The sequence below is a fragment of the Kitasatospora sp. NPDC097605 genome (assembly GCF_040302725.1).
Lineage (GTDB): Bacteria > Actinomycetota > Actinomycetes > Streptomycetales > Streptomycetaceae > Kitasatospora.
In genome coordinates, this window is the sequence record NZ_JBEOSF010000044.1 from 38,303 (window position 1) to 52,542 (window position 14,240).

Here is a 14,240-nt window from a genome sequence, read left to right on the forward strand (position 1 = left end):
TCTGGCCATCGATCGCACGGCGTTTTTCGGTGCGCGGAGAAAGTGCTGAACGGGGAAAGGGGGCGGGCGCGGGATTCAGCCGCCGGACAGGAGGTGCCGGACGCGTCGCCGGGCCGCCAGCAGAGCGGCCCAGGAAGCGGCGGCGAGAATCTCCCGGCCGCCCGCGCCGGCCGTCCGGGCGGCGGTCACGACCCGCTCGTCGACCCGGTAGGAGGCCAGCGCGGTGAGCAGCGCGAGTTCGCCCACCGGGCGTTCAGCCGGCGGCAGTTCGCCCAGGGGGCGGTCCAGCCAGGCCCGGCCGAGGCCGGGGTCGGCGCCGTCCCAGCCGGCCACTTCGGCGGCCACCACCTCCCGGACCGGCCCGGGCACCAGCGCCTCGCCGACCCGGTCGACGGCCGCCGCCGCCCGGGCCAGCGCGTCGGCGATCCGCGGATCGTCCGCCGCCCAGTCCAGGTCCGCCGGCAGCGGCGCCGGCGGCAGCAGCGACAGCGAGGTGCCCGGCGCGGCCGCGCTCCGGACGGACCCGCGCATCAGGCCGACCAGCACCTTGAGCACCGGGCCGAGCGCCTGGCCCGGGGCGTTCGGCGGCAGCGGTTGCGGGCCCAGGAAGATGTTGACCACCCGGTTGAGGTACTGCAGGCAGAGCGCCGTGCCGGCCAGCTCCGGGAGCAGCTCGGGCGGGAACGGCGGCTCGCCCCCGACGGCCGTCCACGCCGCCAGGTCCTCGGCCGCCGGCTCCCCGGCGGCCGGGCCCCCGTCCGCCGCCCGCCCGGCCCGGCCGGCCCGGCGGCGCGGGACCGGCCGGAGGGAGAGCGAGTCGAGCATGGTGCCGTGCACGGTGGTGCAGAACGGGCACCGGTTGCCCGCCGAGACGGCCGCCGCCACCGCCTCCTTGGCCGTCCGCGAGGCGCGCCCCTCGGCCAGCATCGTCTCGCGCAGCGTCAGCCAGCAGGCGGAGAGCAGCTCCGGCACCGGGGCGTGCAGCGCCACCGGCGGCGCCAGCACCCCGAAGTCCCGTTCCAGCTCCCGGTAGACCCGCGCCGTGTCGCCGGCGGCCTCGCCGAACGGCACGGTCGGGACGTACCGGACCTGGAGCAGGGACAGCCCCCGGAGCGGCGCCTGGACGAGCCGCCGCCCGGCGCTCACGACTCCGCTCCGGACCCTGCCCCCGGAACGCTGCGGTGCGTCAGTCCCTCGTCTCCCGCCGGCATCCGCGGGTCCTCCCCTCGGCTCCTCGACGTCTCCGTCGACGCTTCACCCGATCGTGGCATTCGGAACGGGCAGCTCCTTCTTCTTCCTTGCGGTGTACCCAGGTCCGGCGTCCGTACCCCGCCGGCTAGGGGACCGGGAAGAACGCCCGGACGAAGCGCTCGAACAGCGCGTCGCCGATGGTCCAGCGCATCCGCGGCAGCAGCCGGGAGGGCACCCCGATCCGGTACCGGATCCGCGGGTTGTCGCTGGTGACGGCCTTTTCGATGACCCGGGCCACGGTCTCGGCGCGCACCGCCATCCGGCCCCGGCCGCGCGGGCGCTCGGTCTCCCGGTAGGCGCCGTGCCAGTCGACGAAGTACCGCCAGAAGTCGTCGTACAGGCCGCCGCGCTCCTGCCCGGACATCCCGAGGTCGGCGACCGACATCGGCACGAACCCGCCGAGCACCGGCGACGGTTCGATCAGCACCACCTTGATGCCGTCCCTGGCCACCTCCAGGCGCAGCGAGTCGCCGACGGCCTCCAGCGCGTGCTTGGTGGCCTGGTAGTAGCCGCGGCCGGGGGTGGCGAACTGGCCGAAGATGGACGACATCATGACCACCCGGCCGCCGCCCTGCGCCCGCATCCCGGGCAGCACCAGCTGGGTCAGCCGGCACAGCCCGAAGAGGTTGGTCTCGAACTGCCGGCGCACCTCGTCGAGCGGGGTCTCCCCGATGGTGCCGTTGAGGCTGTACGCCGCGTTGTTGATCAGGGTGCCGACCGCGCCGTGCTCGGCGCCGATCGTCTTCACCGCGGCCGTCATCGACTCCTCGTCGTTGACGTCCAGCCGCAGCACCCGGATCCCCTCGGCGGCGAGGTCGGCCAGCGCCTCGGGCCGCCGCGCGGTGGCGTACACCGGCAGGCCGGCCCGGTGCAGCCGCAGCGCGGCGGCCCGTCCGGTGCCGGAGGACAGGCCGGTGCTGGAGGACGCGCCGGTCAGCAGGACGGCGCGCGAGCGGCCGCTCACCTGCCTTCCGCCAGGCGCTCCGCGGAGACGGTGGCGTCCTCCGGCTGCGCGGCGATCCGGCTGCGGGCCACCGAGTTGCCCAGGCCCAGGCCGTCCACCAGGCGGTTGATGAAGGCGAACAGGGAGGCGGTGAACACCGCCTCCAGCATCTCCGCGTTGTTCCAGCCGGCGGCCTCGGTCGCGGCCCAGTCCTCGTCGGTGATCCGGAAGGCGCCGGTGCCGACCTTGGTGACCAGCCGCATCAGCGCCTTGGTGCGCTCGTCGACCGGAAGCTCCTCCACCGAGGGGGCGTTCTCGATCGCGTCGGTCAGCTCCTGGGGGCCGCCGAACTGGGCCAGGAACCAGTTGTGGGTGCCGACGCAGTACGGGCAGCCGTTGACCTTGGAGCTCCAGGCGGAGATCATCTCGCGGGTCGCGCGCGGCAGCACCCCGTCGTTGAAGACCCCGCCGTAGCCGGCGATCACGACCTCCAGCAGGTCGGGGCGGCTGGAGACCAGCCGGAACATGTCCGGGACGAAGGGGATGCCCATCCGCGACTTGATCGCGTCGTACAGCTCCTTCGTCCGGCCCTCGGCCTCGGCCTCCTCCACCAGCGGGACGCGAACCGTGCTCAGCACATTCGGATCGGTCATGGGTACTCGCCCTCCCTTTCGACGGTGCGGTCGCCCGCGGGCCTTTCCGAATACCGGGGGAATGCGCGGAATTCCCGCCCGGCGGGCAACGGCGTGGTTTTCCCCATGGTGGCAGGAATGCGGCGGCGTTCTCGTCTCTCAGATTGCCCTGGATGGGCCGGCCCCGGACGCGCCGACGGCCGCCCCGGTGCGCGGGGCGGCCGTCGGGCCGCGGGGAGGCGGCGGGGGGAGCGGGCGGGTCAGCCGGCGCGCAGCCAGTCCGCCAGCCGCTCGCCGATCATGATCGAGGTGAGGTTGGTGTTGCAGTTGACGATGCTCGGCATGACGGAGGCGTCGGCCACGTACAGGCCCTCCACGCCGTGCACCCGCAGCCGCTCGTCCACCACCGCGCCCTCGTCGTCGGCGGTGCCCATCCGGGCCGTGCCGACCGGGTGGTAGCCGCTGTCCAGGCTGGTCCTGACGTACTGCTCGACCATCGCGTCCTTCTCGACCAGCCGGTCGCTCAGCACGATGAAGCCGTCGCCCTGCGAGGCGATCCCGGGGTGGTTGGCCAGCTCCCAGCAGGTGCGGACGCCCTCGACCATCTTCTCCAGGTCCCGCTCGGTGGAGAGGAAGTCCAGCTGGATGTCGGGCCCGGCGGCCGGGTCGGCGGAGGCCAGCCGCAGCCGGCCCACCGACTCCGGCTGCTGGTCCACCACCATCACACCGAAGATCATCGGCGCGCCGGCCAGCATCTGGAGCTCGGGGAAGAGCGTCAGGTCGAAGTGGTTGACCATGTAGTACTGCATGTCGTTGAAGGCGGTGGAGCCCTTGGCGGTGGTGCGCACCATCGACTGCAGGAACGGCACGCCGGAGTCCACCACGCCGCCCTTGGGCCGCAGGAAGACGCCGGTGCGCGGGTGGTCCATCAGGTGGGCGCCGACGCCGGGGCGGTCGAGCCGCACGCCGATGCCGAGCCGGGCCAGGTCGTCCGCCGGGCCGATGCCCGAACGCATCAGCAGCGTGGGGGAGTTGACGGCGCCGGCGGACAGCACCACGGTGCGCGCCCGGAGCTCCTCCGGCACCCGGCCGTCGGTCGAGGCCAGCACGCCGGTGGCGCGGTCGCCGTCGAACAGCACCTCGTGCACCAGGGTGGCGCCGAGCACGGTCAGGTTGGGGCGGGAGCGGACGCCGGGGGTGAGGTACGCCATCGCGGTGGAGACCCGGAAGCGCGGGTCGCGGCGGGTGGACGGGATCGGGCCGATGCCCGTCGCCTCGGGGTGGTTGTGGTCGGCGACCTCGGGGAAGCCGGCCGCCAGGCTCGCCTCGGTGAAGGCGGCCTGCAGCGGCGTCATCTCCTCGGGCCGGAAGCGGCGGACCGGCACCGGGCCGCCCTTGCCGTGGTACCGGTCCTCGAAGTCCAGGTCGTCCTCCAGCCGCCGGTAGTACGGCAGGACCTGGTCGTAGGACCACGCCGGGTTCTGCGCGGCCCAGTGGTCGAAGTTCTCCGGGACGCCGCGCAGCGCGATGGTCGCGCCGACCGCGGACGAGCCGCCGGTGATCCTGCCGCGCGGGAAGATGATCCGCCGCCCGTCCATGATCTCCGCGCGGAAGCGCCAGTCGTGCGAGCTGAGCGACATCGCGTTGCCGTCGGTGATGTCGTGCGGAATGCCGGCCGGGTCGGGATAGTCCGGGCCGGCCTCGACGAGGAGCACGGAACGGCCCGGGTCCTCGCTCAACCGGGCCGCGAGCGCCGCTCCGGCGGAGCCGGACCCGACGACTATCACGTCATACGTGTGCACCATGGATTGAACCTCGCCAGACGGGGGATTCGAAGGGGCCGATCTCACCCGAGTTTTCCAGCGGTTGTGCGCGCGGACTTCTCCGAGACTGCTCAGCCGGCCGGACCGGGAATTCCGTACTGCCCGTCCGGTTCGCCGACCGAACCCCGGCAACGTCAGAGAAGCAGGTTTTACCGGCCCGGGACATCCTGTGTCAGGTCCGGGGCGGTCGCCCGAATTCTTCCGTGACCGCCCGGACCGTCAATTCATCGTCGCCAGCGGGAAGGAATTGGGATGTCGTACCGACGACGATTCCGCAGACTCGTACCCGGATTGGTCACCGTATTGGTGGCCGCCTCGATGTTCTTCGTCATCCGTTCATCGGTGGCGGTCGCCGGCGGTGACGACGCGGCAGCGGCGTACCGCTTCAAGGAGATGCCGATCGCAATGCCGCCGGGCTATGAATCCCGGCCGATGAAGACGATCCGCGAGGTGAATCCGGCGTACCAGAAGATCCGTGCGTGGATCTCCTCGGTCGGCGCCAGCATCGCGATCAACGACGTCACCGGCCACGGCCGCGCCGACGGCATGTGCATCGTGGACACCCGCACCGACTCCGTCGTCGTCACCTACACCCCGACCGCCCCCGAGGCCGACCGGTTCACCCCGTTCGTCCTGGACGGCGAGCCGCTGCCGATGGACGACACCATGGCGCCCACCGGCTGCACGCCGGGCGACTTCAACGGCGACGGCCGCAACGACTTCCTGGTCACCTACTGGGGCCGCACCCCGGTGCTGTTCATGGCGAAGTCCGGCGCGGCGACACCGTCCCCCGAGGCGTACGTGCCGCGCGAGGTCGTCCCCTCGCAGAGCCTCGACGGCCGCTACCACGGGCCGCGCTGGAACACCGACGCCGCGTACGTCGCCGACCTGGACGGCAGCGGCCACCCGTCGATCATCATCGGCAACTACTTCCCGGACTCCGACGTGCTCGACCCGCACGGGATCCGCAACGTCCAGATGAACGACTCGCTGTCCAGCGCGAAGAACGCCGGCGGCGACCACGTGCTGCGCTACCACTCCTCGACCACCGGCGACCAGCCGGAGGTCGCCTTCGTCGAGGAGAAGGACGCCATCCCGTTCGACGCCTCCACCGGCTGGACGCTGGCCATCTCCGGCGCGGACCTGACCGGCTCCGGGCTGCCGGAGGTCTACATCGCCAACGACTTCGGCCACGGCCACCTGCTGCACAACGAATCGACGCCCGGCCGGATCCGCTTCAGCGAGGCGACCGGCGAGCGTACCCCGACCACCCCGAAGTCCTTCGTGCTCGGCAAGGGCTCCTTCAAGGGCATGGGCGTCGACTTCGGCGACGTGGACGGCAACGGCAGCTTCGACATGATGGTCAGCAACATCACCGTGGCCTGGGGCCTGGAGGAGAGCAACTTCCTCTGGATCAACCGGGCCGCCGACCAGGCCGAGGCCAAGGAGAAGCTGGCCGCCGGCGTCGCCCCGTTCACCCAGGAGGCCGCCGACAACGGCGTCGCCTGGACCGGCTGGGGCTGGGACGCCAAGATGGGCGACTTCCTCAACAGCGGCGAGCAGAACATCCTGCAGGCCGTCGGCTTCGTCAAGGGCGACATCGACCGCTGGCCGTGGCTGCAGGAGATGGCCATGACCAACGACAACCTGCTCTCCAACCCGGCGATGTGGCCCAACGTCGGCCCCGGCGACGACCTGGCCGGCGACGAGCCGATGGCCTTCTACGCCCGCACCGCGAGCGGCAAGTACGCCAACATCACCAAGCAGCTCGGCCTCGACGTGCCGATCCCCACCCGCGGCATCGCCACCGCCGACACCACCGGCCGCGGCGCCCTCGACTTCGCGATCGCCCGCCAGTGGGGCCCGCCGGCCTTCTACGCCAACCAGGCCCCGGACCTCGGCAACCACCTGACGCTGAACCTCTACCGGCCGTCCGAGGGCGCCACCGCCGGCCAGGGCCTGGCCGCCACCGGCGCGCCCGCCTACGGCGCCACCGTCACCATCACCACCCCCGACGGCAAGCAGGTCGGCCAGCTCGACGGCGGCGGCGGCCACGGCGGCTTCCGCAGCTTCGAGGTCCGCTTCGGTCTCGGTGACCACTCCGGCCCGGTCACCGCCGACTTCACCTGGCGCGACGCGAAGGGCGGCCTGCACACCAAGACGCAGCAGCTGACCGCCGGAAGCCACTCGCTCATGCTGACCGACGACATCCAGGAGGTGCCGGCCCGATGACCGCGACCGAGATCTCCGGGGTGGCGGCCCAGGCCGTCCGCCCCCGCCCCGAGAAGAAGCCGGCCAACCGCGACCCGCGCTATCTCGCCCTGCGCAACTTCGCGATCTCCATGTCCGTCTTCAACATCTTCGGCTACACCCTGCTCGGCTTCGAGCAGCCCTGGCTCTGGCCGCTGATCTGCGCGCCGTTCGGCTACGTGGTCGAGGTCGTCCTGGAGCTGATCAGCGCCTGGGCGCAGGAGCGCACCCCGCGCTTCATGGGCCGGGGCTTCCGCGGCGTCTACGAGTTCCTGCTGCCCTCCCACATCACCGCCCTCGCGGCGAACATGCTGCTCTACGCGAACGACCGGCTGATGCCGATCCTGCTCGCCGTGTTCATCGGCGTCGCCGCCAAGCACGTCCTGCAGGCCCCGGTGTACGGCCGGATGCGGCACTTCATGAACCCGTCGAACTTCGGCATCACCATGGTGCTGGTGCTGTTCGGCTCCTGGGTCAGCATCGCCCCGCCGTACGAGTTCACCGAGAACGCCAACACCTTCTTCCGGGTCGCCATCCCGCTGATCATCGCCACCGCCGGCACCGTCATCAACGCGATGCTCACCAAGCGCGTCCCGCTGATCGTCGGCTGGCTCGGCGGCTTCGTCATCCAGGCGCTGCTGCGCCACTGGATCTGGGACGTGGCGATCTTCTCCGCCCTGGGCCCGATGAGCGGCGTCGCCTTCGTGCTCTACACCAACTACATGATCACCGACCCGGGCACCACCCCGACCAAGGGGCGCAACCAGTTCATGTTCGGTGCCTCGGTGGCCATGGTCTACGGCGTGCTGATGCTCTTCAACGTCGTCTACACCCTGTTCTTCGCCACCACGGTCGTCTGCGGCCTGCGCGGCGCCGGCTGGTGGGTGGCGCACTTCCGGAACAAGGGGAAGCGGGCGGGCGCCGTCGAGGCCCCGTCCGCCCGGACGGCCGCACCCGGCCGGCCCGCCGGCAACGAGGCGGTGGCGGCGTGAGCGCGCACCGGCTCCGACCGGCCCCGGCCGACGACCCGGCGGGCCGCGGGCGGATCGCGGTGGTCGGCATGGCCTGCCGCTACCCCGACGCCGAAAGCCCCGAGCAGCTGTGGCAGAACGTGCTGGCGGGCCGCCGGGCCTTCCGCCGGCTGCCCGACGTGCGGATGCGCGCCGAGGACTACTACGACCCCGACCCCGCCGCGCCCGACCGCTTCTACAGCGCCAAGGCCGCCGTGATCGAGGGCTTCGAGTTCGACCGGGTCCGCCACCGCGTCGCGGGCAGCACCTTCCGGGCCACCGACATGACCCACTGGCTCGCCCTGGACACCGCCGCCCGCGCCCTGGAGGACGCCGGCTTCCCGTTCGGCGAGGGCCTGGAGGGCGCCAACACCGGCGTCATCATCGGCAACACCCTCACCGGCGAGTTCAGCCGGGCCAACCTGATGCGCCTGCGCTGGCCGTACGTGCGCCGCACGGTGGGCGCCGCGCTGCGCGACCAGGGCTGGGACGACGCCGCGCTGGGCGACTTCCTGGACGGCCTGGAGGGCCGCTACAAGAGCGCCTTCCCGCCGATCGGCGAGGACACCCTGGCCGGCGGCCTGGCCAACACCATCGCCGGCCGGATCTGCAACCACTTCGACTTCAAGGGCGGCGGCTTCACCGTCGACGGCGCCTGCTCCTCCTCCCTGCTGTCCGTCTCCACCGCCTGCGACGCCCTGGTCGACGGCCGGATGGACGTCGCGGTGGCCGGCGGTGTGGACCTGAGCATCGACCCGTTCGAGGTGATCGGCTTCGCCAAGACCGGGGCGCTGGCCACCGGCGAGATGCGCGTGTACGACAAGGGCTCCAACGGCTTCTGGCCCGGCGAGGGCTGCGGCATGGTCGTCCTGATGCGCGACGAGGACGCCCGCGCCCAGGGCCGGTTCCGCTACGCCACCATCCCCGGCTGGGGCTACTCCTCCGACGGCAAGGGCGGCATCACCCGGCCCGAGGCCGGCGGCCACCGGCTCGCCCTGGCCCGCGCCTACCGCTCGGCCGGCTTCGGCATCGAGACGGTCGGCTACTTCGAGGGGCACGGCACCGGCACCGCCGTCGGCGACGCCACCGAGCTGCGGGCGTTCTCCGAGGCCCGCCGGGCCGCCGGGGCCGAGACGCCGGCCGCGCTCGGCACCGTCAAGGGCAACTTCGGCCACACCAAGGCCGCGGCCGGCGTCGCCGGGCTGCTCAAGGCGATCCTGGCGGTCCGCCACCAGGTGATCCCGCCCGCCACCAGCCACCTCGACCCGCACCCCGAACTCACCGGCCCCGCCCCGGCGATGCGCGTCCCCGACCGGGCCGAGCTGTGGCCGAAGGGCGCGCCGATCCGGGCCGGCATCTCCTCCATGGGCTTCGGCGGCATCAACGCGCACCTCGTGGTCGAGCACGCCGACGGCGTCCTGCGCACCGACGTGCCCGCCGTCGCCCGCCGGCTGGTCGCCTCCCGCCAGGACACCGAGCTGTTCCTGCTGGACGGCGCCGACCCGGCCGAGCTGCACGCCAAGGCGACCGGGCTGGCCGGGTTCTGCGCCCAGCTGTCATACGCCGAACTCGGCGACCTGGCCGCCACGCTGGAGGGCGACCTGGCCGGCCGGCCGCTGCGCGCCGCGGTGCTGGCCGGCTCGCCCGAGCAGGCCGTCGAGCGGCTGACCGCGCTGGCCGGCCTGCTGGACTCCGGGGTGCGCTCCGCGCTCAACCCCGCCCAGGGCGTCTTCCTGGGCGGCGCCGGCCGGGAGCCCCGGATCGGCTTCCTGTTCCCCGGCCAGGGCGCCGGCCGGCGCGGCGACGGCGGGGCGCTGCGCCGCCGCTTCGCCGCCGTCGAGGAGCTGTACGACCGGCTGGCGCTGCCCGCCGGCGGCGACCAGGTCGCCACCGACGTCGCCCAGCCGCGGATCGTCGCCTCCTCGGTGGCGGGACTGCGGGTGCTGGACCTGCTCGGCGTCCGGGCCGTCCGGGCCACCGGGCACAGCCTCGGCGAGCTGACCGCCCTGCACTGGGCGGGTGCGATGGACGAGCCGACCGTGCTGAGCGCGGCGGGCGCCCGGGGCCGGATCATGGCCGACGCCGGCGACGGCGGCGGCACCATGGCGGCGCTCGCCACCACCCCGGCGCTCGCCGAGGCGCTGATCACCGGCGAGCCGGTGGTGATCGCCGGCCACAACGGGCCGCGGCAGACCGTGGTCTCCGGGCCGGTCGCCGCCGTCGAGCGGGTCTGCGCGCTGGCGGCGGCCCAGGGCGTGGGCGTCGGCCGGGTCGACGTCTCGCACGCCTTCCACTCGCCGGCCGTCGCCCCGGCCGCGGCCGGGCTGGCCGAGCACCTGGCGCGGGAGCGGTTCGCCCCGGTCGGCGAGGGCCTGGTCTCCACCGTCACCGGCGCCCTGCTGCCCGCCGACACCGACGTGGTGGACCTGCTGACCCGCCAGGTCGTCCAGCCGGTGCGGTTCACCGAGGCGGTCGGGGCGATGGCCGGGCAGGTGGACCTGCTGATCGAGGTCGGACCCGGCCGGATCCTCAGCTCGCTGGCCGGCGAGATCCTCCCCACCGTGCCCGCGATCGCCACCGAGACCGACGCGCTGTCGCTGGCCGGGCTGCTGGGCACGGTCGCCGCCGCCTGGACGATGGGCGCGCCGGTCCGCCACGAGCAGCTGTTCGCCGACCGCTTCACCCGGCCGCTGCCGCTGGACAAGGAGTTCCGCTTCTTCGCCAGCCCGTGCGAGACGGGCGGCGAGGACTTCGTCCTGGAGAGCGCCGGGCGGGCCGTGCCGCAGCAGCCGGTCACCCACTCCGCCGCGCCCGCCGCCGAGGCCGCCGCGCCGGGCGGCGCCTCCAGCCTGGAGGTGCTGATCCGGCTGGCCGCCGAGCGGGCCGAGCTGCCGGTCGAGACCGTCGACCCGTCGGCCAACCCGCTGGACGAACTGCACCTCAGCTCCATCACGGTCGGCCAGATCATGAACCAGGCCGCCCAGGAGCTGGGCATCGGCGCCCCGATGGTCACCACCGCCTTCGCCACCTCGACCATCGGCCAGCTCGCCGAACTGCTCGACGAGTTGGCCGAGGACTCGGCGGACCCCGGTGGCCGCTCGACCGCCGCCGCTGGCGTCGCGCCCTGGGTGCGCCCGTTCCTGGTCGACCTGACCGAGGCCCCGGCGCCGGCCCCGGCGGCGGGCCCGGGCGGCGACTGGGAGGTCTTCGCCTCCGACCGGCACCCGCTGTCCGGGCCGCTGGCCGAGCGGCTCGGCGCCCACGGTCCCGGCGGCGGCGTGCTGCTCGCCCTGCCCCGCGACTGCGACCAGCGCCACCTCGGCCTGATGCTGGCGGCCGCCCGCGCCGCGCTCGACCCGGCCCGGCGCGCCGCCGGCACCAGGCTGGTCGCGGTCGGCGACCGCAGGGGAGCGGCCGGCCTGGCCAAGACCCTGCACCTGGAGGCCCCCGACATCCCGGTCACCGTCGTCACCCTGCCGGTCCCGGACGACCCGTCGGCCGAGGAGGCCGAGCGGATCGCCGCCCGGGTCGCGGCCGACGCGGCGGCCACCACCGGCTTCAGCGAGGTGCACTACGACGCCGACGGCACCCGGCGGGTGCCCGTGCTGCGCGCCGTCGACCTCGACCCGGACCCCGGCCACCAGGCGCTCGGCCCGCAGGACGTGCTGCTGGTCACCGGCGGCGGCAAGGGCATCACCGCCGAGTGCGCCATCGCGCTGGCGGGGCAGAACGGCGCGGCGATCGGCCTGATGGGCCGCTCCGACCCCGCCGAGGACACCGAACTGGCCGACAACCTGGTGCGGATGGCCGAGGCCGGCGTCCGGGTGCACTACGCCCGGGCCGACGTCACCTCCGCCGACCAGGTCAAGGCCGCCGTCTCCGAGATCACCCAGGTGCTCGGCCCGGTCACCGGCCTGCTGCACGGCGCCGGGCGCAACGAGCCGCAGTCGCTCGCCACCCTCGACGAGTCCTCGTTCCGCCGCACCCTGGCCACCAAGATCGACGGCGTGGAGCACGTGCTCGCCGCGGTCGACCCGGCGGCGCTGCGGCTGTTCGTCACCTTCGGCAGCATCATCGGCCGGGCCGGACTGCGCGGCGAGGCGGACTACGCCACCGCCAACGACTGGCTCACCGAGCTGACCACGCGCTTCCAGCGGGACTACCCCGACTGCCGCTGCCTGGCCCTGGAGTGGTCGGTCTGGTCGGGTTCCGGCATGGGCGAGCGGCTGGGCGTGCTGGAGGCCCTGGTCCGCGAGGGCATCGAGCCGATCCCCACCGAGGACGGCGTGGCCCTGCTCGGCCGGCTGCTCGCCACGCCCGGCACCGCCCCGGCGCTGGTGGTGATGGGCCGGGCCGGCGGCCTGCCGACGATCAACCTGGAGCAGCGCGAACTGCCGCTGCTGCGCTTCCTGGAGCGCCCCCAGGTGCACTACCCCGGGATCGAACTGGTGGTGGACGCCGAGCTCACCGGCGGCGGCGACCGCTATCTGCCCGACCACCTGCTGGACGGCGACCTGCTCTTCCCCGCTGTCCTCGGCATGGAGGCGATGACCCAGGCGGCCACGGCGCTGACCGGCCACCGGGGTGTCCCGGTGCTGGAGGACCTGCGCTTCCTGCGGCCGATCGTCGTCCCGGTGGACGGCGCGACGACCCTGCGCACCGCCGTTCTCGCCACCGGGCCCGACACCGTCGAGGCGGTGCTGCGCAGCGGCGAGACCGGCTTCCAGGCCGACCACTTCCGGGCCACCCTGCGCTTCGGCGCCGCCCCGCCCGGCGGCGAGCCGCGGCCGCTCGCCGAGGACGTACCGAGGGTGCCGCTGTCGCCCGGCGAGCTCTACGGGCCGGTGCTGTTCCAGGGCGACCGCTTCCGGCGGCTGCTCGGCTACCGGGACCTCGCGGCCCGGCACTGCCTGGCCGAGATCGACGACACCCCGCGCTCCGACTGGTTCGCCGGCTACCACCCCGGCGAGCTGCTGCTGGCCGACCCGGGCACCCGCGACGCGCTGATGCACTCCATCCAGGCGTGCGTCCCCGAGGCCACCCTGCTGCCGGTCAGCGTCGAGCGGCTGCGGCTGGCCGACGCCGACGCCGCGCGCACCGCGCGCCGACTGGTCCTGGACGCCCGCGAGCGCTCCCGGGACGGCGACAGCTACCTCTACGACCTGGAGGTCCGCGACGAGGCGGGCCTGCCGGTCGAGCGCTGGGAGGGCCTGCTGCTGCGGGCGGTGCGCAAGCAGGACGGCGCCGGGCCGTGGCTGCCCGCCCTGCTCGGCCCCTTCCTGGAGCGGCGCGTCGAGGCGGCGCTCGGCCACCCCGTGCGGTGCGTGGTGCTGCCCGGCGGCGAGCGCTCGGGGGCCTCGGTCGCCGACCGGCGCCGGCGCACCGCCGAGGCGGCGGGCTGGGCGCTCGGGCGCGCCACCGAGGTGCGCCACCGCCCCGACGGACGGCCCGAACTGGCCGGCGGGCGGCGGATCTCCTCCTCGCACGCGGCGGGCGTCACCTTCACGGTGGTCGCCGACGAGGCCGTCGGCTGCGACGTCGAGACGGCCGTCGAGCGGACCGCCGAGGAGTGGCAGGGCCTGCTGGGCGAGGACGGCACGGCGCTGGCCGCGCTGCTGGCCGCCGAGCGCGGCGAGCCGCTGAGCACGGCCGCGACCCGGGTGTGGGGCGCGGTGGAGACCCTGCGCAAGGCGGGCCACGCGGTGGCGGCGCTCAGCCTGGAGGACGCCTCCGGGCTCCCGGCCGGCTGGGTGGCGCTGCGCGGCGGCGCGCACCGGATCGTGAGCTTCGTGACCGCCCTGGACGGCGTGGCCGATCCGGTGGCCTTCACCGTCCTGACCGGAGGTGCCCGGTGAGCGTGCCGGACTACTACGAGTACCGCCACCTGGTGGGCTTCGAGGAGACCAACCTGGTCGGCAACGTCTACTACGTCAACTACCTGCGCTGGCAGGGCCGGTGCCGGGAGATGTTCCTCCTGGAGAAGGCCCCCGCGGTGCTCGCCGACATCCGCGCCGACCTCAAGCTGTTCACCCTCAAGGTGGACTGCGAGTTCTTCGCCGAGATCACCGCCTTCGACGAGCTGTCCATCCGGATGCGGCTGGCGGACCTCACCCAGACCCAGGTGGCCTTCACCTTCGACTACGTCCGGCTGGCCGCGGACGGCGGCGAGTACCTGGTCGCGCGCGGGCAGCAGCGGGTCGCCTGCATGCGCGGCCCCAACACCGACACCCGTCCGACCAGGGTGCCCGAGCCGCTGCGGCTCGCCCTGGCGCCCTACGCCGTCGCCGCGACGGCGCCCTCCCTGACCGGCACCACCACCGTGGGGTGATCG

At 74.0% G+C, this 14,240-nt stretch carries 8 protein-coding genes; 4 read left to right on the forward strand and 4 right to left on the reverse strand.

From position 1 onward, the window contains the following. Positions 1–75: 75 nt before the first annotated feature. The 4 genes from ABTX81_RS33595 to ABTX81_RS33610 form a co-directional block, all read right to left on the reverse strand. Positions 76–1,146 (reverse strand): carboxymuconolactone decarboxylase family protein, encoded by a 1,071-nt coding sequence (locus tag ABTX81_RS33595; protein ID WP_350553578.1) that lies wholly within the window; start codon positions 1,144–1,146, stop codon positions 76–78. A gap of 190 nt (positions 1,147–1,336) precedes the next feature. Then, the gene (locus ABTX81_RS33600; protein WP_350553580.1) at positions 1,337–2,215 is read right to left on the reverse strand and encodes an SDR family NAD(P)-dependent oxidoreductase; all 879 of its coding nucleotides are present in this window, start codon (positions 2,213–2,215) and stop codon (positions 1,337–1,339) included. Continuing rightward, positions 2,212–2,847, reverse strand: coding sequence for a carboxymuconolactone decarboxylase family protein (locus ABTX81_RS33605; RefSeq protein ID WP_350553582.1), 636 nt, complete (start codon positions 2,845–2,847; stop codon positions 2,212–2,214). Before ABTX81_RS33605 ends, ABTX81_RS33600 begins: the two co-directional genes overlap by 4 nt. A gap of 239 nt (positions 2,848–3,086) precedes the next feature. Beyond that, positions 3,087–4,631 carry a GMC family oxidoreductase gene (locus ABTX81_RS33610; RefSeq protein ID WP_350553583.1) on the reverse strand — a complete coding sequence of 515 codons (1,545 nt, stop codon included), beginning with the start codon at positions 4,629–4,631 and terminating at the stop codon, positions 3,087–3,089. Positions 4,632–4,901: 270 nt separating this feature from the next. On the opposite strand from ABTX81_RS33610, the gene ABTX81_RS33615 reads away from it, so the two are divergent. Genes ABTX81_RS33615 through ABTX81_RS33630 form a run of 4 tightly spaced genes read left to right on the forward strand, consistent with a single transcriptional unit; the run spans position 4,902 to position 14,237 of the window. Further along, complete coding sequence (locus tag ABTX81_RS33615) at positions 4,902–6,881, forward strand: CRTAC1 family protein (RefSeq protein WP_502892915.1); 1,980 nt, start codon at positions 4,902–4,904, stop codon at positions 6,879–6,881. After that, positions 6,878–7,891 (forward strand): enediyne biosynthesis protein, encoded by a 1,014-nt coding sequence (locus tag ABTX81_RS33620; protein WP_350553587.1) that lies wholly within the window; start codon positions 6,878–6,880, stop codon positions 7,889–7,891. Before ABTX81_RS33615 ends, ABTX81_RS33620 begins: the two co-directional genes overlap by 4 nt. After that, positions 7,888–13,764 (forward strand): type I polyketide synthase, encoded by a 5,877-nt coding sequence (locus ABTX81_RS33625; protein ID WP_350553589.1) that lies wholly within the window; start codon positions 7,888–7,890, stop codon positions 13,762–13,764. Before ABTX81_RS33620 ends, ABTX81_RS33625 begins: the two co-directional genes overlap by 4 nt. A 2-nt stretch (positions 13,765–13,766) precedes the next feature. Next, complete coding sequence (locus ABTX81_RS33630; RefSeq protein WP_350553647.1) at positions 13,767–14,237, forward strand: acyl-CoA thioesterase; 471 nt, start codon at positions 13,767–13,769, stop codon at positions 14,235–14,237. The last annotated feature ends 3 nt before the right edge of the window (positions 14,238–14,240 follow it).

Excerpts from the sequence above, each read along its gene's own strand:
- ABTX81_RS33615 (WP_502892915.1), top strand. The coding sequence starts at position 4,902 with ATGTCGTACCGACGACGATTCCGCAGACTCGTACCCGGATTGGTCACC.
- ABTX81_RS33610 (WP_350553583.1), bottom strand. The coding sequence starts at position 4,631 with ATGGTGCACACGTATGACGTGATAGTCGTCGGGTCCGGCTCCGCCGGA.
- ABTX81_RS33605 (WP_350553582.1), bottom strand. The coding sequence starts at position 2,847 with ATGACCGATCCGAATGTGCTGAGCACGGTTCGCGTCCCGCTGGTGGAG.
- ABTX81_RS33620 (WP_350553587.1), top strand. The coding sequence starts at position 6,878 with ATGACCGCGACCGAGATCTCCGGGGTGGCGGCCCAGGCCGTCCGCCCC.